This window comes from Kitasatospora sp. NPDC051853, from assembly GCF_044452665.1.
In the GTDB taxonomy this organism is placed as follows: domain Bacteria; phylum Actinomycetota; class Actinomycetes; order Streptomycetales; family Streptomycetaceae; genus Kitasatospora.
The window spans coordinates 345,658-366,216 of the sequence record NZ_JBITBY010000006.1 but is presented as its reverse complement, the minus strand read 5'-3'; the positions used below and the strand labels follow the sequence as shown (position 1 = coordinate 366,216).

The window sequence follows — 20,559 nt, the reverse complement described above, 5'->3', positions numbered from 1 at the left end:
TCGTCCTGCTCTCAGCGGTGTCAGCGGGGCGGGTTGCAGGTGATGGTGTCCTTGGTGAACGTGCTGCCCTGGCCGCTCGCGGCCGCCGGGGTGGTGTTCAGCCGGACCGTGCGGGAGAAGGCCGTCCCGAAGGGCATCGAGTCGCTGAACTTCACCGTCTTCTGCCCCTTCGGGAGCGCCACGGTGTGCGTGACGGGGAGGCGGGAGGCGCTGCTGGTCCAGCTCAGGGTGAGGATGCCGTCCGCCGCACCGTCGGTCTGCACGGTGCCCGAGACGGTCATCTGGGTGGTGCTGCAGGACGCCGTCCCGTTGATGGAGAGCACCCGGAGCGGGGGCGCCGGCGGGGTGACCGTCGGAGTGGAGGGCGCGGACGGAGTGGGCGGGGCACTGCTCGCCGGAGGGGTCGGGGCGGTGGTGAGGACCGGGGAGGCCGGGGCCTTGGTGGTGGGCGGGGCCTTGGTGGGCGGGGGCGCGAGGGTGGCACCGGGGGTGGTGGCCACGGCGCTCGGGGCGGCGGAGGACTCGCTCGCCGAGGGCGACGGGGAGGCCGACGGGGACGGCGGGGCGGAGTCCGACGGCGAGGCCGGGGCGGTCGGGTCCGCGGCGGAGGGCGCGGGGGCCGGTGCGCCGAGGGTGGTGGTGACCTTGGGTTCGGCGACGGTGCCCGCGTTCGCCGGGTCGGAGGCGCCCGCGACCGCGACCCCGGCCACGGCGGTGGCGATCAGCAGCGCGCCCGCCGCCGCGCCGACCACCCGTACCCGCCGCACCGTCCGCGGCACGGCCCCGCCGGCACCGGCGCCCGCGCCCGCGGCGCCGCCCCCGCCCGTGGGCCCGAGGGAGGTGGTGGCGAAGGAGGTGCCGCCGACCTCGCCGCCCGCCGAGGGCAGCAGGAACGGCAGCAGCGCGACCAGGGCGGCCAGGCGGTGCCGCCCGCGCTGCTCCCAGTCGGGCCCGTACGCGGCGCCGGCCGCCTCCTCCAGCTGCTCGACCAGCAGCGCGGCCCCGTCGGGCCGGTCCCCGGGGGTCTTGGCCAGGCCGGCCAGGATCAGCGGGCGCAGCGCCTCGGGGGCCTGCTCGGCCGGGATGTCGGCCTCGGTGTGCTGGACGGCCAGCTCCATCAGGGTGGTGCCGGCGTAGGGCTTGACCCCGGTGAGGCACTCGAAGAAGGTCGCGGTGGCGGCGTAGACGTCGGTGGTGGGGGCGGCGGGCTTGCCGGCCCACTGCTCGGGGGCCATGTACGCGGGGGTGCCGGCCACCGTGCCGGTGGTGCCGTCGCGCAGGGCGATGCCGAAGTCGACCAGTTTCGACGATCCGTCAGCCGCGACCAGCACGTTGGCGGGCTTGTAGTCGCGGTGCACCACGCCGGCCGCGTGGGCGGCGGCCAGGCCGAGCAGGGAGCCCTTGAGCACGGTGAGGGCGGCCTCGGGGCCGGTGGCGCCCTCGGCCTTGATGAGGTCGCGCAGCGAGATGCCGTCGACCAGCTCCATCACGATCGCGGCGCCCTGCGGGCCCTCGACGTACTCGTAGAGCCGGGCGACGTGCGGGGAGTCCAGGCCGCCGAGGAGTTCGGCCTCGGCGCGGAAGCCCTGGTGGTCGGCGGCGGTTCCGGTGAGGTACTTGACGGCGACGGGCGTGCCGGTCTCCCGGTGCCTGGCCAGCACCACCCGGCCGGCCGCGCCCGCGCCGAGTTCGCGCAGGTGCTCGTACTCCGGCAGTTCCCAGCGCGTCTGGCCCATCTCGTCCCCCCTGGGGTGTCCGTCCGCCCGGCCGTGGCCGCCGGGGCTGTGCCGTTCCGTGACCACCGAGAGTGACGCGGTTCGACGCGACCCGGTTCCGGGCCGGGAGGATGATAGGACACAACTGCACTGCTCCGTGTACTGATTGTCCCCCGGAGGGGGCTCTCGCCCGCCTGCGGGGCGGATGCTTCGTGGTCACGCTCCGTCGCACCCGTGTACGCCCCCGGCGAGCCCCCGCACCCCCTCGGATCACGACGACGCGCACGTTTCGGGAGGGCGGCGCCGGGCAGTGGCGCAGTGCGAGGAAGCACTGGAGGCGGAACGATGCTCTCCCAGCGGGTGGAACTGCCGGTCGGCCCGGCCACCCTGGCCGGTGACCTGGTGGTGCCCCGCACGGCCGCGACGGTGGTCCTGTTCGCCCACGGCAGCGGCAGCTCCCGGCACAGCCCGCGCAACCGCGCGATCGCCCGGACCCTCCAGGAGCACGGCCTCGCCACCCTGCTGCTGGACCTGCTGACCGGTCAGGAGGAACGGGCGGACGCACTCTCCGCCGCCTACCGCTTCGACATCCCGATGCTGGGCCGCCGCCTGGTCACCGCCGTGGACTGGCTGGGCTCGCACCCGGCCACCGCCCGGCTGGCGGTCGGTCTGTTCGGCGCCAGCACCGGCGCGGCGGCGGCCCTCCAGGCGGCGGCCCAACGGCCCGAGCGGGTGCGGTCGGTGGTCAGCCGGGGCGGGCGGCCGGACCTGGCGGGAGCGGCGCTCGGGCAGGTGCGGGCGCCGGTGCTGCTGATCGTCGGCGGCCGGGACGGGACGGTGCTGGCGCTCAACCGGGAGGCCGCCGCCCGGATCACGGCCCCGCACCGGATCGTGGTGGTCCCGGGGGCCGGGCACCTCTTCGAGGAGTTGGGCGCGCTGGAGGAGGTGGCGGCGCTGACCGCCGCGTGGTTCCGCGAGGTGAACGGGACCGGCGCGGTCTGAGCCAGCCCCCCAGCCCGATCCGGCCCGGCCCGGCCCGGCCCCGACGGTCCGTCAGACCCCGATCAGCCGCAGCGAGATCCAGAGCGCCGGCACCGCGAGCCCGAGCGCGAGCGGCACCGTCAGCAGCCCGAGCCGGGTGAACTCGCCCAGCCGCACCGGCTCCCCGCCCCGCTCCTGCACGATCCGGCGCCAGAGCAGGGTGGCCAGCGAGCCCGCGTAGCCGAGGTTCGGCCCGATGTTGACGCCGAGCAGGACGGCCAGCACCGCGCCCGGCCCGGAGGGCAGGGCGAGCGGGAGCAGCACCAGCACGGCCGGCAGGTTGTTGATCACGTTGGCCAGGACGGCGGCCAGGGCCGCGAACGCGAACAGCGCGCCCAGCGAGTCCCCGGTCGGGGTGAGGTGGCCGAGCGCCTCGGCCAGCCCGTGGTCGACCACGGCCTTGACCACCACGCCGAGGGCGAGCACGAAGGCCAGGAAGGGGAGGTTGGCGGCCCCCACCAGCCCGCGGGGCGTCACCGTCCGGCGACGCAGCGCCCGGACGGCCAGCACCAGGGCCCCGGCGGCGGCCGCCCAGACCGGCTCGGCGCCGAGCGCGGAGGCCAGCACGAAGCCGCCCAGGGTGGCGGCCAGCACCACCAGGGCGAAGACCGGCCGCTCGGCCGGCTCCGCGTCGTGCTGCGGGCGGGCCGAGGCGGTCAGGTCGGCGGCGAAGAACCACCGCAGGACGACGTACTCGGCGGCGACGGCCACCACCCAGGGCAGCGTCATCAGGGCGGCGAAGCGGGTGAACGCCAGGCCGCTGGCGGTGAAGACCAGCAGGTTGGTGAGGTTGGAGACGGGCAGCAGCAGCGAGGCGGTGTTGGAGAGGTGGGCGGCGGCGTAGGAGTGCGGCCGGGCCCGGACGCCGAGGCGGGTGGCGGTGGCGAAGACCACGGGGGTGAGCAGCACCACGGTGGCGTCCAGGCTGAGCACGGCGGTGACCACGGAGCAGAGCAGGAAGACCTGGGCGAGCAGCCGCCGGGGCGTCCCGGCGGTCCGGGCCATCCAGGCCCCGCAGGCGCGGAACAGGCCCTCGCCGTCGCAGAGCCGGGCGAGCACCAGGACGGCGGCCAGGAAGGCGGTGACCGGGCCGAGCCGCTCCAGTTCGGCCACCGCGGTCCGCCAGGGCACCACGTCGGTGACCACCAGCAGCCCGGCGGCGGGCACCGCGGCCACCGCCTCCGGCAGGCCGCGCGGACGGGCCACGGCGCAGCCCAGGACGAGGATCAGCAGCGCGACGGAGAGGACCGTCGCGGCGGTGTGGTTCACGACGGACGTCCCACCGGTTCATTCGTTCGGACAGCGGCCGCCCATCGAACCACGCCCGCCGTACCCGCCCGCCACCGGCCCGCCCGCAAGCCGAGGGGCCCCTCTCACCACCGGTTCACCGGGCGGGGGAAGGAGCCGCACGGCAGCGGAGCCACCCAGGGGAGGACGGACGGATGAGCGAGCACCAGGAACCCACCACGGACGGGATCGGACGGCGGGGCCTGCTGGCCGGGGCCGCGGCGGTGGGGTTCACCGTCGCCGCGGCAGCGGCCGCCCCAGCAGCGGCGGCCGGGGACGGGGAGGCCGGGGACGGGGAGGCGCCGGGGAGCGGGCCGGAGGCCCCGGACGGCGAGCGGACGGTGGTCCTGACGGGCCGTCTGGAGACCGGCGCGCCCGACTTCGTGCACCTGCCGGTGGACGTCCCGCCGGGCGTGCGCGAGCTGGCGGTCCGTTACTCCTACGACCGCCCGGCCGTGCCGCCCGGCACCCCGGGCAACTCCTGCGACATCGGGGTCTTCGACGAGCGGGGCACCGAGCTGGGCGGCCCGGGCTTCCGTGGCTGGTCGGGCGGCTTCCGCACCGAGTTCGCGATCGCCCGCGACCGGGCCACCCCGGGCTACCTGCCGGGGCCGGTCCGCCCGGGCCGCTGGCACGTGGTGCTCGGCCCGTACCAGGTGGCCCCGCAGGGGCTGGAGTACCGGGTCGAGGTGACCTTCCGGTTCGGCCGGTCCGGCCCGGCGTACGTGCCCTCCTACCCGGCGGAGCGGGCCGCGGGGCGGGGCCGGGCCTGGTACCGGGGCGACTGCCACCTGCACACCGTGCACTCGGACGGGCGCCGCACCCCCGAGGAGGTGGCCGCCGGGGCCCGGGCGGCCGGGCTGGACTTCATCGTCTCCACCGACCACAACACCTCGTCCTCGCACGGCAGTTGGGGCCCGCTGGCCGGGCCCGACCTGCTGGTGGTCCCGGGCGAGGAGGTGACCACCCGCAACGGCCACTGGCTGGCGCTCGGCACCCGGCCCGGCCAGTGGGTGGACTGGCGCTACCGGGCCCGGGACGGCGTGCACCAGCGGTTCGCCCGCGAGGTGCGGCGCGGCGGCGGCCTGGTGGTGCCCGCGCACCCGTACTGCCCGTACGTGGCCTGCGCCTGGAAGTTCGGCTACGAGGAGGCCGACGCGGTCGAGGTCTGGAACGGGCCCTGGACCTACGACGACGAGTCCGCCCTCGACACCTGGGACGCCCAACTGGTGCGGGCCGCCCGGCACGGCGGCCGCTGGCTCCCGGCGATCGGCAACAGCGACGCGCACAGCGCGCCGCAGCCGATCGGCGCCCCGCACACCGTGGTGCTCGCCGAGGACCTGACCCGGGACCACGTCCTGGCCGGGCTGCGGGCGGGGCGCAGCTGGATCGCGGGCTCGGCCGCCGTGCAGCTCGACCTCACCGCCGTCGGCGCGGGCCGCACGGCCGGGATCGGCGAGCGCCTCGCGGTCGCACCGGACGCCCCGGTGGACGTCCGGCTGGCCGTCTCGGGCGTCCCGAACGGCACCCTGCGCCTGATCACCGACGAGGGACAGCTCCGCCAGGAACCCCTCCCCGCGAGCGGGACCGGGGTCCTCACCTGGCGCACCACCACCTCGCTCGCCGCCTACGTCCGTGCCGAGGTCCGCCTCCCCCGGCCCGACGGCTCCCCGGGCCGGGGCAACTCCATGGGCCCCGAACTCCCCTGGGGCCCGATGGCCGCCCTCACCAACCCGGTCTTCCTCGGCGGCTGAACCGCCCGCTCTACGGGATGCCGAGCTCGAACAGGACGTAGCCCGCGTACCAGCCGGAGGCGATCGCCGCCCATCCCACCAGCGCCCCGAGGGCGGGCAGGGAGAGGCGGCGCAGCGCCACCGCGATCGGCAGGAAGAGGGGGAAGACGGGGAGCAGGTAGCGGGAGGTGTTGCCGAAGATCTGGGCGCTGCCGAGCACCAGGACGATGGTGACGGCGGTGTAGACGAGCAGGAAGACCGGGACCTTGAGGCGGACCAGGAGGAAGAGCAGCGGCGGCAGCAGGAAGACCAGGAAGAGCGCGATCATGTCCTCGGTCGGATAGGTGAAGGCGTAGGCGCCCTTGCCGAGGAGGAGCGTCTTCAGCACCGCGAAGGTGTGGTCGCCGTAGTCGAAGAAGTGCAGCCAGGCACCCTTCTGGAGCTTGAAGTAACCGCCCCAGTCGCCCATCCGCCAGTTCACCCAGGCCAGGTAGCCGACGAAGCCGAGCGGGGCGATGACGAGGGCGGAGACCGGCCCGAGCCAGCCGTCCCGGCGCTGGTAGAGGGCGATCAGCGCGGCCACCCCGAGGGCGGCGACCAGGGCGGCGGCGGTCGGCCGGTTGAGCCCGGCGACGAAGACGGTGACGCCGGCGGCCAGCCAGCGGCGCTCCAGGATCAGGTAGCAGGACCAGGCGGCGAGGGCGACGAACAGCGAGTCCGAGTAGACCGCCCACTCCACGCCGGAGCCGGGGAAGAAGCCCCAGACGGCGGCGGCGATGACGCCGGTGCGGCGGTCGAACAGACGGCTCGTCAGGGCGTAGATCCCGGCGGCGGCGACGAAGGAGGCGAGGATCGAGACCACCAAGCCCGCCCCGTACGGGCCGAGGCCGGTGACGGCGGAGACCACCTTCATGGCGCCGGGGTAGAGCGGGAAGAAGGCCACCGAGTTCTGCTCGTACTCGAACGGCGGCGGGCCGATCACCTTCAGCGGGGTGGGGTGGTAGCCGTTGGCGGCGATCTGCTGGTACCACCAGCCGTCCCAGCCGCCGAGCACGTCCCAGGGCTTGGCGCCGCCGCCGAAGCGGGGGTTGTTGGTGAGGTAGTCGCCGGACCAGCTGAGCAGCCACATGAAGACGGTGAAACCGGTCAGCTTCACCGTGCCGTAGACGGCCAGGGCCGGGCCGTACTCGTGGAGGGCGCGGCGCCCCCAGGCAGCCACGGACTCCCGGGGCGGCCGCTCCTGCCCGGGGTCCTCCGGCGGGGAGCCGGCCTGCTCCGGGTGCTCGTCGAGATCCGTGCCCGGGATCGCGCTCACGGTGCTGTCTCCTGCCTGGTCGTACGGCTGCCCACGACGCCCTCGATGGGAGCGGCTGAAGCGTGAGCGTACGCCATCGGCAGATGGTCCAGACCGCAGAAGGGTCGCCCCCGCCGGTGGAGCGTCCGGGCCGGACGACGGAGCGTCAGGGCCGACGGAGCGTCAGGATCGCGATGTCGTCCTGCTGCCGCCCGGCGGTGTACGCCTGGGCCTGGGCGAGCAGGTGGTCGGCGAGCCGGCCCGGCTGGAGGCCGCGGGCGGCGGCCAGCCGTTCGGCCAGCGGGAAGAAGGTGCCGTCTGCGGAACGGGCCTCGGTGAGGCCGTCGGTGCAGAGCACCAGGGTGGCGTCGGCCGGGAAGCCGAAGCGGCCCGCCGGGCGCGGCCCGTCCGCCAGTTCGCCGAGGCCGAGCGGCAGCCCGGGTTCGGCGAGCGGGACGGGGACCGGTTCGCGCTCGGGCCGCAGCAGGTACGGCGCCTCGTGCCCGCAGCCGACCACCTCGGCGGTGTCGGTGCCGTCGAAGCCGAGCACCAGGGCGGTGGCGAAGCGCTCGCTCTCGCCCAGCTCGGCCGCGTACGCGTTGTGCCGGACCACGGCGGCCTCCAGCGCCTCGGCCACGCCGGCCAGCGTGGGCTCGCGGTGCGCGGCCTCCCGGAAGGCGCCGATCACCGCGAAGGCCACCCCGATCGCGGACAGGCCCTTGCCCTGGACGTCGCCGATCAGCACCCGGGTGCCGTGGGCGGAGGCGGCCACGTCGTAGATGTCCCCGCCGACCAGCTTGTCCTCCTGCACCGGCTCGTAGACGCCCTCGGCCAGCAGCTCGGCGGTGCGCTGCGGGAGCGGGCGCAGGATGCGCTGCTGCATGGCGGTGGCGGTGGAGCGCAGCCGCAGCAGCTCCTCCTCACGGCGGATCCGGTACCAGCAGCCGACCACCGCGAGGGCGCCGATGGCGGCGGTGAGGCCGATCATCAGGAGCGCGTCGCCGAGCTCGCGCGGGTTGTAGCCGAACAGCGCCCCGGCCACCGCGGCCAGGGTCCAGACGGCGGTGAAGGCGGTCTGCCGGACCGTGCAGAAGGCCGCGGCCAGGGCGGGCAGGAAGGCCAGCAGGCCGACCATCCGGATCGAGGTGCCGGTGAACTCCCCGAGGTACAGCACCAGGGCCGTGACGCCGAGCAGCCAGAGCGCGAGCGCGCGGTTGGACAGGCTCTGACGGGTGACCACTGCGCCGCTCCTCTCCTCGACCGCTCCTCCCCCCGTGCTCCCGTTCCCATGCTCCCGACCCACCGGACGATCCGCGACCGACGAGGGGTCAGCCGTGTGACGCGCGGGGCCGGCGGGCGCCCGGGATCGCGGTGGACCTGACAGCCCTTCATGGGACGGACGGACCAACGGTCTTGGCACGAGGGGGACGGGACACACCGTGCGCAGCACGGGCGAGCCGCCGGGGCGCGGCCTGCTGGCCGTCGGAGCACTGCCGCTCGCCACCGGGCCGACCGCCCTGACGGCCGGGGTGCTCGGCCTCCTCCCCCGCGACGGCTCCGACGGGAACACGGGTGGGCCCGCGGCCGGCGGCACCCACGCGATGGTGGTGAGCGCCCGTCAGGGCCGTCCGGTGCAGCCGCCCACGCCCTGAAGGGGCGCGGCGGGCCCCGCGCGGCTAGCGTCGGAGCGGTAACGGGGTGACCCGCGTCCAGCCGTGAGGGGCAGTCAGAACATGTCCGGTGACGACAACGTCCTCTTCTACACCTTCAAGGACCCGACCCACACCTTCGAGGCCTTCCACGACGTCACCCGCCTGCCGGGGGTGGCCGGGGCCGCGATCCTCCAGCGCTCCGCCGAGGGCTACCTCGACATCGCCGACAGCTTCGCCCCCGACACCGGGCGCCGGACCCTGACCTTCAGCGCGGTCGGGGCGCTGCTCGGCCTGCTCGGCGGCCCGGTCGGGCTGGCGCTCGGGCTGGGCGCCGGGGCGGTGCTCGGCTCGGCCGGCGAGACCAAGGACGCCCAGGACGCGCTGGAGAGCCTGACGGTCATCAGCGCCCTGGTCGACGACGGCGGCAACCTGCTGGTCGCCTCGGTCAAGGAGACCGACCCGGCCGCCGCCGACGAGATCGCCGTCCGGCTGGGCGGCGAGGTGGCCCGGATCCCGTCCGAGGAGGTGGAGGCCGAGGTCCGGATGGCCCAGCGGAAGGCCGAGGAGGCCGTGAAGGCCGACCACGAGGAGCAGCGCCGGCAGGAGTACGAGGAGTTCGCGGAACGCCTGCGCCACCTCTTCCGCGGCGAGCCCCGGGACTCCTGACCGCCGCTGGACGCGATGTCGTTTTTCCGCCGGTCGGGCCGGCCCGGCGCGGGCAGAGTGGGGAGGGTAGGCAAGGACCCGGACCCGGGAGCGCACGTGACCACCCGTTACACCACCCTCGACAGCCCCTTCGGACCGCTGCTGCTGGTCGGCGAGGACTCCGCCACCGCGAAGGGCGGTCTGGCGCTCGCCTCGGTCTCGATGACCGGCCAGAAGAACGCGGCCGTGGTCCGTCCCGAGTGGGTGGAGGACACCGCCGCCTTCGCCGAGGTGGAGTCCCAGCTGCGGGCGTACTTCGCGGGCGGCTCGGACGGCTTCGACCTGGAGTTCACCGCCCGGGGCACCGAGTTCCAGCGCAGGGTGTGGGCGGCGCTGGAGCGGCTGCCGTACGGCTCCACCACCAGCTACGGCGCGCTGGCCGAGCAGGCGGGCATCTCCCGGGCGGCGGTCCGCGCGCTCGGCGCGGCGATCGGTGCCAACCCGCTGCTGGTGGTCCGCCCCTGCCACCGGGTGGTCGGCGCGGACGGCTCGCTGACCGGCTACGCGGGCGGGCTGGAGCGCAAGCGGCAGCTGCTCGACCTGGAGTCCGGCCGCACCTGAGGCCGCCGCCGTACTCGGACCGCCGCCCCCAGCCCGTTCGGGCCAGTCCGGCGGGCGCCCGTCTCCCCCTCCTGCGATGTTCGGGGGAGGGGGAAGCTGACGAGGCCTCAGGGAGACAGCATGTGGGACGCATCCGCGACACTGCCCGCGGGCGGCCGGGAGTGGCTGCCCGCGATGGACGTGCCGGAGCCCGGGCGGCAGAGCCGGCTCACCGTGTTCTTCCGCATGCTGCTGCTGATCCCGCAGTACATCGTGTTCTGGCTGCTGTCGATCGTGGCCTTCGTGGTCGCGGTGCTGGGCTGGTTCGGTGCCCTGTTCACCGGCCGGCTGCCGGAGTTCGCGGCCGGCTTCCTCACCGGGTACGTCGCGTACGGCGCCCGGGTGGAGTCGTACCTGATGCTGCTGGTGGACTCCTACCCGCCGTTCCGCTTCGACGCCCCGGAGCACCCCGTCCGGGTGGAGGTCCGCCCCGGTGAGCTGAACCGGCTGGCGGTGTTCTTCCGGATCGTCCTGGTGATCCCGGCCGCGATCATCCAGGGCGTGCTGATGAGCGGCTGGTGGGCCGTCTGCTTCATCAGCTGGCTGGTGGTGCTCTTCCTCGGCCGGATGCCGCGCCCGCTGTTCGAGGCCACCGCGGCCATCGTCCGCTACCGCTTCCGCTACCAGGCCTACTTCCTGATGCTCAGCTCCGCCTACCCGAAGGGCCTGTTCGGCGAGGACGCCCTCGACTCGGTGGCCGGGGCCGGCCCGGTCTCGGCCACCCGCCCGCTGGTGATGGGCAGTTCGGGCCGGGCCCTGCTGGTGGTCTTCATCGTCCTGGGCGTCCTCGCCTACGGCGCCTCCTCGATCACCGCCAACGTCACCTCCGACGGCGACGACGGCTACGACTACAGCGCCCCGGTCACCGCCCCGGCGGTGCCGTAGCCCCGCACCCGCTTCCCCCGGCAGGACCCGCCGTCGGCCGGCTGACGGCGGGTCAGCCGCGTCGGCGGCCCCGGCCCGTGGTGTGGACGGCCGCCGCGAACAGGACGGCGCCGAGCAGGAACCACGGCTCGTACAGCGCGGTGGCGAAGCGCTCCATGGCCGGCATCCCGGCGAGCTCCTGCCGCCCGGCCGCGAGCAGCAGCCAGTCGGGGACCGTCGGCAGGGCGTGCACGGCCAGCACCGCGGCGACCGCCCACCCCGCCGTCCTGGGCAGCTTCCCGAAGCGCAGGCCCCAGGGGCGGATCAGCGCGAGCGCGAGGGCGGTGGCGGCGAGCGAGAGCGGGACGGCCAGGACGTCGATCACCAGCAGCGGAAGGTTGCCGGTGACCGAGAGGCCGTCCGGCAGCAGGGCCCGGCCGCCGAACAGCCAGTACACGTGGACGGCGGCGAAGAGCAGGCCCCAGGCCGCCGCGGCGGCGACGGCGAGACGGGCGGACGGCCCTGCGGGCAGGGGGCGGGCGGGCTGCGGCGTGGCGGTCGGAGTGGTCATGGCTCCACCCTTCCGCCCGGCCGGGCCGTACCGCGTCGTCCACCGGGCCGGAGCCCCTCCCCCGCCGGGGGGAGGGGGCGTCCACCGGGCCCCGCACGCCACCCGGGCCCGGCCGGGCTCCGCGGTGGGGGATCTGACGGAGTTCCGGAATGCCGATGGAGCGGCGGGCGGCGCCGTCGCAGACTCGGCCGGGTCCCCGTGTCGCCCGAGGAGCCCGTGATGCGATCGCCCGGCCTGTCCCGCCGTACCTTCCTGTCCGCCGGCGCGGTCGCGACCGCCGCCGCCACGGCGGCCGTCGCGACGGTGACCTCCCAGCCCGCCGCCGCCGAGCCCGGGGCGGCGACGGCCACCGCCTCCGCGGTGCCGCTGGCCCGCACCACGGCCGGCTGGGTGCGCGGCACCGGCTCCGGCCCGGTCGCGGTCTTCCGGGGCGTCCCGTACGCCCAACCCCCGGTCGGGCCGCTGCGGTTCGCCTCGCCGAGGCCGCCGCTGCCGTGGGACGGGGTGCGGGAGGCGACCGCGTTCTCGGCACCGTCCTTCCAGACCGTGCTGCCGGGCAGCAGCGAGGACTCGCTCTACGCCAACGTCTGGACGCCGGGCACCACCGGTTCCCGCCCGGTGCTGGTCTACGTCCACGGCGGGGGCTGGAAGTTGGGGGCGGGCAGCCTGCCGACCTACGACGGGGCGCGGCTGGCCGAGCGGGGCGACCTGGTGGTGGTGACCTTCAACTACCGCCTGGGCGTGTTCGGTTTCGGCCTGCACGAGCGGCTCGACGACGCCCGCACCGGCTCCTTCGCCAACTGGGGCCTCCAGGACCAGGCCGCGCTGCTGCGCTGGGTGGCGGCCAACGCCCGTGCGTTCGGCGGCGATCCGGGCAACATCACCCTGGTGGGCACCTCCGCCGGAGGCTCCTCCACCTGGCAGCTGGCCCTGCTGCCGGAGGTCCGGCCGCTGCTGCGCCGGATCGTGCCGATCAGCGCGGCGCACGTCTGGGCCCCGGCCCTGGCGCTCACCCCCGAGGACTCCCGGACCGCCTTCGAGACGGTGGCGGCCAGGCTCGGCACCACCGTCCCGGGGCTGCGGGAGGTTCCGGCCGCGGCCCTGCGGGACGCCTGGGACGGGCTGTTCACCGGGCCGGCCGACTCCCGGCCGCTGGCCAGCGGCCGGGAGTACCGGGGGCCGGTGGTGGACGGCCGGTGGATGCGCGGCTACGACCACCAACTCCCGGACCCGGTGCTGCCGGTGCTCTCCGTGAACACCGCCACCGAGGGCTCCTTCTTCACCGGCCCGGGCTCCCCGACCCCGGTGCCCACGCCCACCACCGAGGCCGAACTGCTGGACTCCGTCCGGCAGTACCTGCTCCGGGGTGCGGCGCAGCCCCCGGCCGGGCTGGCCGAGCAGTTGGTGGCCGCCTACCGCGCCGCCGCCACGGCGGAGGGCCGGGCCGCCGACCCGCTCTCGCTCCTCACCGAGATCCACGGCGACGGCCTGTTCCGCCACCTGATCGTCCGTCTCGCCGAGCGCCGTGCCCAGCGCTCCGAACGCCCGCACTACCGGATGGAGTTCACCCACCCGGTGCGCGCCCCGTGGTTCGGCACCCCGCACGAGGCGACCTCGCCGTTCCTGTTCGGCACCTTCGCCCTCCCGGCCAACGCGGCGGAGTTCGGCGACGGCCCGCTGGAGCGGCAGGTCTCGGACACCTTCATCGACCTGATCGCCTCCTTCGCCCGCCACGGCACCCCGGGCAGCCCCAACTCCCTTTCCTGGCCGGTCTTCTGCCCGGCCACCCCGAGCACCCTGCTGCTCGGCGGCCCGGGCGTGGCAGCCCTCGCCACCACGCCCAAGGCCGCCCAGCTGCGCGCCTGGGACGAGGCCGGCTGGGTACCCCTCCCGGTTTAAAAGGGAGTTGGTCACCCCGGGGGCGCGAGGAACTGCGCGAGACGGAAGACGGTGACCGTGGGCCGGGTGCGGACAGCCACGTGCAAGTGATTCTCCGCACCCGGCAATCGGGTCTGTGACTTCCGCAGCGCGCAGTTCCTCGCGCCCCTGACCCCCCGGTGGGATCAGGCCGGTGCGTAGCCGTCGGGGCGTGCGGTGAAGGAGCCGCGGCCCTGCGTCCGGCTGCGCAACCGCGTGGCGTAGCCGAAGAGTTCGGCCAGCGGCACGACGGCGGTGACCACCGCCGTACCCGCCCGCGTGGTGGAGCCGGTGACCCGGCCGCGCCGTGCGGACAGGTCACCGATCACCGTGCCGACGGCCTCCTCGGGCACCGTGACGGTGACCTCGGCGACCGGCTCCAGCAGGAGCATCGCGCAGGCCCGCAGGGCCTCCCGGAGCCCGTTCCGCCCGGCGGTGCGGAAGGCGGGCTCCGAGGAGTCCTTCACGTGGGTCGCCCCGTCGGTGAGGGTGACCCGCAGTCCGGTGACGGGGTGGCCGCCCAGCGGGCCGTCCACCAGGGCGTCCCGGCAGCCGGCCTCCACCGCCCGGACGTACTCGGCCGGCACCCGCCCGCCGGTGACGGTGGAGCGGAACTCGAAGCCCGGCCCGTCGCCCGCCGGCAGTGGTTCGACGTCCAGCACCAGGTGCGCGAACTGCCCCGAGCCGCCGTCTTGTTTGACGTGCCGGTGGACGTGGCCGCCGACGCCCCGTGCGACCGTCTCCCGGTACGCGACCTGCGGCCGCCCGGCGGTGACGTCCAGCCCGTGCACCCGGCGGAGCGCCTCCACCGCGACCTCCAGGTGGAGTTCGCCCATGCCGGAGAGCACCGTCTGCCCGGTCTCCGGGTCGGTGCGCACCGTCAGGGAGGGGTCCTCCTCGGTGAGCCGGGCCAGCGCGGCGGCCAGCCGGTCGGCGTCGGCGCCGAGCCGGGCCTCGACGGCCACCGAGACCACCGGCTCGGCAGTGCGCGGGGGTTCGAGCACCAGCGGTGCCGACGGGGCGGCGAGGGTGGCACCGGGGCGGGCCGCCTTCGGGCCGATCAGCGCCACGATGTCGCCGGCCACCGCCTCGGCGGTGTCGGTGTGCCGGTCGGCGCGGACCCGCAGGATGCGGGCCGCCCGCTCGGTGCGGCCGGTGGTGGTGTCGAGCACGGTGTCCCCCTTCCTGAGGGTGCCGGAGTAGATCCGCAGGTAGCTGAGCCGGCCGGTCGGCGCGGCGTGCACCTTGAAGACCAGCCCGGCGAACGGGGCCGCCGGATCGGGCGGCCGGACGGCCACGTCCTCGCCGTCGGTCCCCCGTACCGGCCCGATGTCCAGCGGCGAGGGCAGGTAGGCCACCACCGCGTCCAGCAGCGGCTCCACGCCCCGGTTCCGGTAGGCCGAGCCGCCGAGCACCACCACCGCGGCACCCTCCCGGGTGAGGTCACGCAGCGCGGCGCCGAGCGTGTCGGCACCCAACTCCCCCTTCGCGCAGTACTCCTCGAACGCGCCGGGGTGCAACTCGGCCACGCTCTCCTCCAGTTGACGGCGGCGCAGCACGGCCTCGGCGCGCAGCTCCCCGGGCACCTCGGCCCGCTCGGCGGCCTCGGCGCCGTCGCCCCACACCAGCGCCGTCATCCGGAGCAGGTCCACCACGCCGGTGAAGCCGCCCTCGCGGCCGATCGGCAGCTGGACGGGCAGCGGGACGGTGTGCAGCCGGTCCCGGATGGAGGCCACGGCGGCGTCGAAGTCGGCGCCGGTGCGGTCGAGTTTGTTGACGAAGGCGATCCTGGGCACGCCGTGCCGGTCGGCCTGCCGCCAGACCGCCTCGCTCTGCGGCTCGACGCCGGCCACCGCGTCGAAGACGGCGACGGCGCCGTCCAGCACGCGCAGCGAGCGCTCCACCTCGTCGGCGAAGTCGACGTGGCCGGGGGTGTCGATCAGGTTGATCCGGTGGCCGGCCCAGGTGCAGGTGACGGCGGCGGCGAAGATGGTGATGCCCCGGTCCCGCTCCTGCGGGTCGAAGTCGGTGACGGTGGTGCCGTCGTGCACCTCGCCGCGCCGGTGGGTGGTGCCGGTGGCGTACAGCACGCGTTCGGTGACGGTGGTCTTGCCGGCGTCCACGTGGGCCAGGATGCCCAGGTTGCGGACGGTGGTCAGGTCATGCTCGGTGTGGTGAAGTCGCTGGGTTCGCACGGCCGTTGGCCTTTCGGGGAGTTCCCGGACAGGACGGCGCGATTCGCCCGGACGCGGCCGGCCGCAGGCCTCAGCGGGCGTGCGGGCGGGCCGGGGTCGTCCCGGGCCTGCGGTGCGGGGCGCGCAGCCGGCACCGGACGGCGCGAGACACCAGGATCACCGTGGACCGGACCCGGGGAGCGTGGACGGCGGTGTGCTCGCGCATGGCCGTGGCTCCCCTCGTGTGCGGTCTGGCGCCGCCCGCACGGAACGGGCTGACGCGCGGTCAGTGCCGCGAGCCTAGCGAGCACGCCCCGTCCGGCGCACCGGATTTTGCCGGCGCCCCGTCGCTGACGGTCTGTCAGGTGCCGGACAGTGCAAGAACTGTCCGGAAAATGATCGTCTTCCCGTCAGTCGCGCCCGCCACCTGCGCCTTCACGGAACCACCGCATGGCTTCCGGTCGGAATTGGTCTCGACCATTGCTCCGTCTTCACATTCGGAGGAGGCTCCTCGGCGAAGCGCAGGGACGAGGACCCCGGCGCTCACCCGAGGGAGGGAAACCACTCATGTCGCTCCGCAAGGCGCTCTCCACCGTGGCCGTGGCCGGCATCCTGGCCACCGGCACCGCCCTGCTCACCGCTCCGGCCGCCCAGGCGTTCGGCTACACCTACGTCGGCGTCTACCCGACCGCCGCCGCCTGCCACGCGGCCGGCCAGGCGTACGTGGACAGCCACCGCGCGGTCACCTACTTCTGCGACACCACCACCCCGACCGGCCCGGCCCGGCTCTCCGTGGTCCTGTACTGAGCCGCCGGAACGCGCCGGGGGTGGGCCGCACGGCCGGCGGCCCACCCCCACGCGCGTCGAGGTGGAGAAAGGATTCGAACCCCTGTGAACGGCCTTGCGGGCCGTCGCCTCGCCACTCGGCCACTCCACCGGGCGATGGGCCAACCCTAGGTCGGCCACCGCGCCGCCGAGGGCGCGACACCCGCGCCGCGCGCGGCCTTCACCCGCTCGGCCCAAGCGCTACCGCGAGGCGCTCCGGTGGGCCTCCAGTTCGGCGAGGTAGCGGTCCCTGGTCGCCCCGTCCAGGAAGCTCGCCTCGAAGGAGTTCCGCGCCAGCACGTACTGCTGGTCCACCGTCAGGCCGAGCTCCTCGGCGGTCGCGGTCAGGTTCTCGTCCACGTAGCCGCCGAAGTAGGCCGGGTCGTCCGAGTTCACGGTGGCCACCAGCCCGGCGTCCAGCATCCGCCGCAGCGGGTGGTCGGCCAGCGTGTCCACGCAGCGCAGCCGGACGTTGGAGAACGGACAGACCGTCAACGGGACGCGCTCCCGCACCAGCCGCTCCACCAGCTCCTCGTCCTCCAGGCAGCGCAGCCCGTGGTCGATCCGCTCCACCTCCAGCAGGTCCAGCGCCTCCCACACGTACGAGGCCGGGCCCTCCTCCCCCGCGTGCGCGACCGCCCGCAGGCCCAGCTCGCGGGCCCGCCGGTACACCTCGACGAACTTCACCGGCGGGTGCCCGACCTCGGCCGAGTCCAGGCCGACCGCGGTGATCCGGTCCAGGTACGGCTCGGCGGCGGCCAGCGTGGCCAGCGCCGACTCGGCGCTCTCGTCGCGCAGGAAGCAGAGGATCAGCCGGGTGGTGATCCCGTACCGGCTCTCGCTGCGGTCCAGTGCGGCGCCGAGCCCGTTGATCACGGTGCCGATGTCCAGGCCCCGGGCGGTGTGCGCCTGCGGGTCGAAGAAGATCTCCGCGTGCCGCACGCCCTGCGCGGCGGCCCGCTCCAGGTAGGCCTCGGCCAGCTCGGTGAAGTCCCGCTCGGTGCGCAGGACGTCCATCAGCCGGTAGTAGAGGTCCAGGAAGGACTGGAGGTCGTCGAAGCGGTAGGCGGCCCGCAGCTCCTCGACCCGGTCGAACGGCAGCTCCACCCCGTTCCGCTCGGCCAGCGCGAAGGCCAGCTCGGGCTCCAGGGTGCCCTCGATGTGCAGGTGCAGTTCGGCTTTGGGGATCGGCATCGGACCATCGTACGTGGCCGGTCCCGGACGCCTTCCCGCAGCTCAGCGCGGCCTTCCTTATACGCAACGAACAACCGTGAAGCCACTCACAGACGCCCCGCGGGCCCCCCGTCGCATGGCAGACTCGATCGTCATGAAGGGCAGTCAGGCGACCAGGGCGACGCGCGCCGCGGTGTTCACCGCGCTCGTGGTGCCCCTCGCCGCCCTCGGCCAGGTCCTGCTGACCGGCCGGGCCCTGCCGCTGACCACCGTCGCGGTGGCCGCGGCCGCCGTCTACGCCGTGGGCCACGCCTTCATCGGCTCCGACCGGAGCTTCGCCCGCATCCTCGCGGTGCTGCTCCCCACCCAGCTGGCCGTCGGCGCCGTCTTCGACCTCGGGCAGCGGGCCTGCTCCGACCACGGCGCGCCGCCGGCCGGCGGGCTGAAGCCGCTGGTCTGCTCCGGCGGTTCGATCGGCGAGTTCCTGCTCAACCCCGGCAGCACCCCGGCCCCGTTCGCCGGGCTCCCGGTGCTCGCCGGCCACCTGCTGGTGGCCGTGCTGGCCGCCTGGGCGCTGCGCCTCGGCGAGTCCGCGCTGCGCGGCCAGGCCACCGCCGGCCGCACCCTCGGCGAACTCCTCGCCGGCGCCTGGCGGTTCCTCCGCCTGGTGACGCCGCTCCCGGCCCGCCCGGTGCTCCGGCTGCCCATCCCCTCCTCGACCCGCGAGCGGATCCCCGCCGAGGACGTCCTGCTCCGGCCCGCGCTGCGGCGCGGTCCCCCGGTGAGCGCCCCGGCCTGCTGACCACCCGTCACCCCCGACGGCCCGTCACCCGCAGGCCCTCCCCGCCCGGCGCGCCCCCGCGCGTGCCCCGGCGTGCCCACCAGGACCTCCGTAGCGACAGGATTCGACGCACCGTCATGAGCAGCAACCAGCAGAAGAAGCAGAACCGCTCCGCCACCGACCGCATGCGCGAGCAGCACGCCCGCGAGCAGAAGGCCGCCAAGACCCGCCGCCGGGTCGTGGTCGGCGTCTCCTCCGCCCTGGTGCTCGCCCTGGTCGGCGGCATCACCGCCGCCGTCGCCTCCAGCGGCTCCTCCTCGGACACCCCCACCGCGAGCGGCCCGCTGGTGGTCCCCGCCAACGCCACCGGCGACGGCACCGTGGTGACCTACGGCAAGGCCGACGCCCCGCACACCCTCAAGGTCTACGAGGACTTCCGCTGCCCGGTCTGCGAGCGGCTGGAGTCCAGCGCCGGTAAGACCATGCAGGAACTGGCCGACCAGGGCACGTACAAGATCGAGTACCACTTCGCCACGTTCCTGGACCGCAACCTCGGCGGCAAGGGCTCCAAGACCGCGCTCAACGCGACGGCTGCCGCCCTGAACGAGGGCGTGGACAAGTTCAAGGCCTTCCACGACGTGCTCTACGCCAACCAGCCCGACGAGAGCAAGGACGGCTTCGGCTCCGCCGAGGCGATGCTCAACCTGGCCGACAAGGTGCCCGGCCTGAAGACCGACGCCTTCGTGAAGGCGGTCAACGAGGGCACCTACCTGCCGTGGGTCTCCAAGGTCTCCAAGGCCTTCGACGACTCCGGCGTCTCCGGCACCCCCGCGGTGCTGCTGGACGGCAAGCAGCTGAACGTCTTCCCGGACAACAAGGTGATCACCGGCGACGCCTTCAAGGCCCTGGTCGAGCAGACCACGGCGGCCAAGTGACGGCCCCGGTCGCGGCGGGCCGGAAGCTCGCCTGGCTGTTCGTCGTCACCGGTCTGCTCGGGCTGGCCGCCTCGGCGGTGCTGACCCTGGACAAGATCAAGATCCTCCAGGACCCGTCCTACGTCCCCAGCTGCTCGATCAACCCGATCATCAGCTGCGGCTCGGTGATGACCAGCGACCAGGCCTCGGTCTTCGGCTTCCCCAACTCGCTGATCGGCCTGGCCGCCTTCGCGGTGGTCACCGCCGTCGGCGCGGGCATCCTGGCCGGGGCCGCCTACCGGCGCTGGTTCTGGCTCGGCCTGCAGGCCGGGGTGCTGTTCGGGATCGGCTTCGTCACCTGGCTGATGACGCAGACGCTCTACTCGATCGGCGCGCTCTGCCCGTACTGCCTGGTGGTCTGGGCCGCGATGATCCCGCTGTTCTGGTACACCACCCTGCACAACCTGCGCAGCGGCGTGATCCCCGTCCCGAAGTCCCTGAAGCCGGTGGTCCGCGAGGCCGCCCGCTACCACTGGGCCGTCCCGGCCCTCTGGTACGCGGTGATCGCCCTGCTGATCCTCGACCGCTTCTGGTACTACTGGTCGACGCTCCTCTGACCGACCGTCAGCCCGCCCGCCGCCCCGGCCGACCTCCCGGTCCGCCGGGGCACGGCCGTCTCCCACGCCGCCACCCCGACCAGCAGCACCAGCACCGCGGCCAGCGCCGCCCGCGGGTCCACCCACAGGTGCAGCAGCCCGCCGGCCAGCGCCCCGAGGAAGAGCGCGACCACGCTCAGCACCCGCCGCCGGGCCGCTGCCCCGCGACCGTCGGCGGCCAGCCCGGCCAGCGTCCTGGTCACCACCGTGGTCGCCAGGTCCGGCAGGGCGAGCTCGTGCACCACGCCGTTCTGCAGCCCCATCCCGAGCGCCAGCGGCACCAGCACCGCGTACCGTCCGCCGTCCAGCCACAGCCCGCCCAGCGACACCGCCACCAGCCCCGCCTGCACCCACACCACCAGCGCCAGGCGCTCCCCGCCCCAGCGCCCCGCCACCGCCGCCCCCACCAGGAACCCGGCCAGCGCCGTCCCCGAGGCGGGCGCCGACAGCTCCGACACCCCGGCCAGCGCCAGCCCCAGGAACGCCACGTTCCCGGTCATGTTGGCCACGAAGACCTTCCCCAGGTCCAGGAAGCTCACCGCGTCCACCAACCCCCCGGCGAAGGTCAGCACCAGCAGCACCGGCCCGAGCCGCGCCTTCGGGTGCCCCTCCGGATACATCCACGTCGCCCGTCGCTCTGACATCCCCCCACTCCAC

The 20,559-nt window shown here is 75.0% G+C and carries 19 protein-coding genes and 1 tRNA gene; 11 read left to right on the top strand and 9 right to left on the bottom strand.

The window, feature by feature from the left end:
* Positions 1-20: 20 nt before the first annotated feature.
* Positions 21-1,736, bottom strand: coding sequence for a serine/threonine-protein kinase (locus ACIA8O_RS19805; protein ID WP_396295197.1), 1,716 nt, complete (start codon positions 1,734-1,736; stop codon positions 21-23).
* Positions 1,737-2,060: 324 nt separating this feature from the next.
* On the opposite strand from ACIA8O_RS19805, the gene ACIA8O_RS19800 reads away from it, so the two are divergent.
* A complete protein-coding gene (locus tag ACIA8O_RS19800; protein ID WP_396295196.1) occupies positions 2,061-2,717 on the top strand; it encodes a dienelactone hydrolase family protein in 657 nt (218 codons plus the stop codon).
* 51 nt (positions 2,718-2,768) lie between these two features.
* On the opposite strand, the gene ACIA8O_RS19795 is transcribed toward ACIA8O_RS19800, so the two are convergent.
* A complete protein-coding gene (locus ACIA8O_RS19795; protein WP_396295195.1) occupies positions 2,769-4,025 on the bottom strand; it encodes an SLC13 family permease in 1,257 nt (418 codons plus the stop codon).
* Positions 4,026-4,198: 173 nt separating this feature from the next.
* On the opposite strand from ACIA8O_RS19795, the gene ACIA8O_RS19790 reads away from it, so the two are divergent.
* Positions 4,199-5,797, top strand: coding sequence for a CehA/McbA family metallohydrolase (locus tag ACIA8O_RS19790; RefSeq protein ID WP_396295194.1), 1,599 nt, complete (start codon positions 4,199-4,201; stop codon positions 5,795-5,797).
* A 10-nt stretch (positions 5,798-5,807) separates the two neighbouring features.
* Here the strand turns inward: ACIA8O_RS19790 and ACIA8O_RS19785 are convergent, their stop codons facing one another.
* Together ACIA8O_RS19785 and ACIA8O_RS19780 are read right to left on the bottom strand one after the other, a co-directional pair.
* Positions 5,808-7,091, bottom strand: a complete 1,284-nt coding sequence (locus tag ACIA8O_RS19785) for a glycosyltransferase family 39 protein (protein ID WP_396295193.1) — start codon at positions 7,089-7,091, stop codon at positions 5,808-5,810.
* 145 nt (positions 7,092-7,236) lie between these two features.
* Positions 7,237-8,310, bottom strand: coding sequence for a PP2C family protein-serine/threonine phosphatase (locus ACIA8O_RS19780; RefSeq protein WP_396295192.1), 1,074 nt, complete (start codon positions 8,308-8,310; stop codon positions 7,237-7,239).
* A 199-nt stretch (positions 8,311-8,509) separates the two neighbouring features.
* Here ACIA8O_RS19780 and ACIA8O_RS19775 point away from each other — a divergent pair, with 199 nt between their 5' ends.
* From ACIA8O_RS19775 to ACIA8O_RS19760, 4 genes are all read left to right on the top strand, one after another.
* Positions 8,510-8,722 (top strand): hypothetical protein, encoded by a 213-nt coding sequence (locus ACIA8O_RS19775; protein ID WP_396295191.1) that lies wholly within the window; start codon positions 8,510-8,512, stop codon positions 8,720-8,722.
* A gap of 81 nt (positions 8,723-8,803) precedes the next feature.
* Positions 8,804-9,388, top strand: a complete 585-nt coding sequence (locus ACIA8O_RS19770) for a histidine kinase (RefSeq protein ID WP_396295190.1) — start codon at positions 8,804-8,806, stop codon at positions 9,386-9,388.
* 96 nt (positions 9,389-9,484) lie between these two features.
* A complete protein-coding gene (locus ACIA8O_RS19765) occupies positions 9,485-9,988 on the top strand; it encodes a methylated-DNA--[protein]-cysteine S-methyltransferase (RefSeq protein ID WP_396295189.1) in 504 nt (167 codons plus the stop codon).
* A gap of 120 nt (positions 9,989-10,108) precedes the next feature.
* The gene (locus ACIA8O_RS19760) at positions 10,109-10,912 is read left to right on the top strand and encodes a DUF4389 domain-containing protein (RefSeq protein ID WP_396295188.1); all 804 of its coding nucleotides are present in this window, start codon (positions 10,109-10,111) and stop codon (positions 10,910-10,912) included.
* A gap of 52 nt (positions 10,913-10,964) precedes the next feature.
* Here ACIA8O_RS19760 and ACIA8O_RS19755 read toward each other — a convergent pair whose 3' ends face one another.
* Positions 10,965-11,462, bottom strand: a complete 498-nt coding sequence (locus ACIA8O_RS19755; RefSeq protein ID WP_396295187.1) for a DUF3995 domain-containing protein — start codon at positions 11,460-11,462, stop codon at positions 10,965-10,967.
* Positions 11,463-11,681: 219 nt separating this feature from the next.
* Here ACIA8O_RS19755 and ACIA8O_RS19750 point away from each other — a divergent pair, with 219 nt between their 5' ends.
* The gene (locus tag ACIA8O_RS19750; protein WP_396295186.1) at positions 11,682-13,361 is read left to right on the top strand and encodes a carboxylesterase family protein; all 1,680 of its coding nucleotides are present in this window, start codon (positions 11,682-11,684) and stop codon (positions 13,359-13,361) included.
* A gap of 164 nt (positions 13,362-13,525) precedes the next feature.
* Here ACIA8O_RS19750 and fusA read toward each other — a convergent pair whose 3' ends face one another.
* Positions 13,526-15,574, bottom strand: a complete 2,049-nt coding sequence (gene fusA, locus ACIA8O_RS19745; RefSeq protein WP_396295185.1) for an elongation factor G — start codon at positions 15,572-15,574, stop codon at positions 13,526-13,528.
* A gap of 546 nt (positions 15,575-16,120) precedes the next feature.
* On the opposite strand from fusA, the gene ACIA8O_RS19740 reads away from it, so the two are divergent.
* A complete protein-coding gene (locus ACIA8O_RS19740) occupies positions 16,121-16,360 on the top strand; it encodes a hypothetical protein (protein WP_396295184.1) in 240 nt (79 codons plus the stop codon).
* A gap of 59 nt (positions 16,361-16,419) precedes the next feature.
* Here the strand turns inward: ACIA8O_RS19740 and ACIA8O_RS19735 are convergent.
* A tRNA-Cys gene (locus tag ACIA8O_RS19735) sits at positions 16,420-16,490 on the bottom strand.
* Positions 16,491-16,579: 89 nt separating this feature from the next.
* Positions 16,580-17,572 carry an adenosine deaminase gene (locus tag ACIA8O_RS19730; RefSeq protein ID WP_396295183.1) on the bottom strand — a complete coding sequence of 331 codons (993 nt, stop codon included), beginning with the start codon at positions 17,570-17,572 and terminating at the stop codon, positions 16,580-16,582.
* Positions 17,573-17,705: 133 nt separating this feature from the next.
* On the opposite strand from ACIA8O_RS19730, the gene ACIA8O_RS19725 reads away from it, so the two are divergent.
* From ACIA8O_RS19725 to ACIA8O_RS19715, 3 genes are all read left to right on the top strand, one after another.
* On the top strand, positions 17,706-18,353 hold the full coding sequence (locus ACIA8O_RS19725) for a hypothetical protein (protein WP_396295182.1): 648 nt from the start codon (positions 17,706-17,708) through the stop codon (positions 18,351-18,353).
* Between the two features lie 116 nt (positions 18,354-18,469).
* Entirely contained in the window at positions 18,470-19,267 is a 798-nt protein-coding gene (locus tag ACIA8O_RS19720) for a DsbA family protein (RefSeq protein WP_396295181.1), read from the top strand.
* A complete protein-coding gene (locus ACIA8O_RS19715; RefSeq protein ID WP_396295180.1) occupies positions 19,264-19,863 on the top strand; it encodes a vitamin K epoxide reductase family protein in 600 nt (199 codons plus the stop codon). Before ACIA8O_RS19720 ends, ACIA8O_RS19715 begins: the two co-directional genes overlap by 4 nt.
* On the opposite strand, the gene ACIA8O_RS19710 is transcribed toward ACIA8O_RS19715, so the two are convergent.
* On the bottom strand, positions 19,842-20,546 hold the full coding sequence (locus ACIA8O_RS19710) for a YoaK family protein (protein WP_396295179.1): 705 nt from the start codon (positions 20,544-20,546) through the stop codon (positions 19,842-19,844). The genes ACIA8O_RS19715 and ACIA8O_RS19710 overlap by 22 nt on opposite strands.
* Positions 20,547-20,559 lie beyond the last annotated feature (13 nt).

Coding starts and splice junctions, on each gene's coding strand:
- ACIA8O_RS19750 (WP_396295186.1), top strand. CDS start 11,682: ATGCGATCGCCCGGCCTGTCCCGCCGTACCTTCCTGTCCGCCGGCGCG.
- ACIA8O_RS19770 (WP_396295190.1), top strand. CDS start 8,804: ATGTCCGGTGACGACAACGTCCTCTTCTACACCTTCAAGGACCCGACC.
- ACIA8O_RS19725 (WP_396295182.1), top strand. CDS start 17,706: ATGAAGGGCAGTCAGGCGACCAGGGCGACGCGCGCCGCGGTGTTCACC.
- ACIA8O_RS19720 (WP_396295181.1), top strand. CDS start 18,470: ATGAGCAGCAACCAGCAGAAGAAGCAGAACCGCTCCGCCACCGACCGC.
- ACIA8O_RS19730 (WP_396295183.1), bottom strand. CDS start 17,572: ATGCCGATCCCCAAAGCCGAACTGCACCTGCACATCGAGGGCACCCTG.
- ACIA8O_RS19760 (WP_396295188.1), top strand. CDS start 10,109: ATGTGGGACGCATCCGCGACACTGCCCGCGGGCGGCCGGGAGTGGCTG.
- ACIA8O_RS19790 (WP_396295194.1), top strand. CDS start 4,199: ATGAGCGAGCACCAGGAACCCACCACGGACGGGATCGGACGGCGGGGC.
- ACIA8O_RS19710 (WP_396295179.1), bottom strand. CDS start 20,546: ATGTCAGAGCGACGGGCGACGTGGATGTATCCGGAGGGGCACCCGAAG.
- ACIA8O_RS19755 (WP_396295187.1), bottom strand. CDS start 11,462: ATGACCACTCCGACCGCCACGCCGCAGCCCGCCCGCCCCCTGCCCGCA.
- ACIA8O_RS19740 (WP_396295184.1), top strand. CDS start 16,121: ATGTCGCTCCGCAAGGCGCTCTCCACCGTGGCCGTGGCCGGCATCCTG.
- ACIA8O_RS19805 (WP_396295197.1), bottom strand. CDS start 1,736: ATGGGCCAGACGCGCTGGGAACTGCCGGAGTACGAGCACCTGCGCGAA.
- ACIA8O_RS19800 (WP_396295196.1), top strand. CDS start 2,061: ATGCTCTCCCAGCGGGTGGAACTGCCGGTCGGCCCGGCCACCCTGGCC.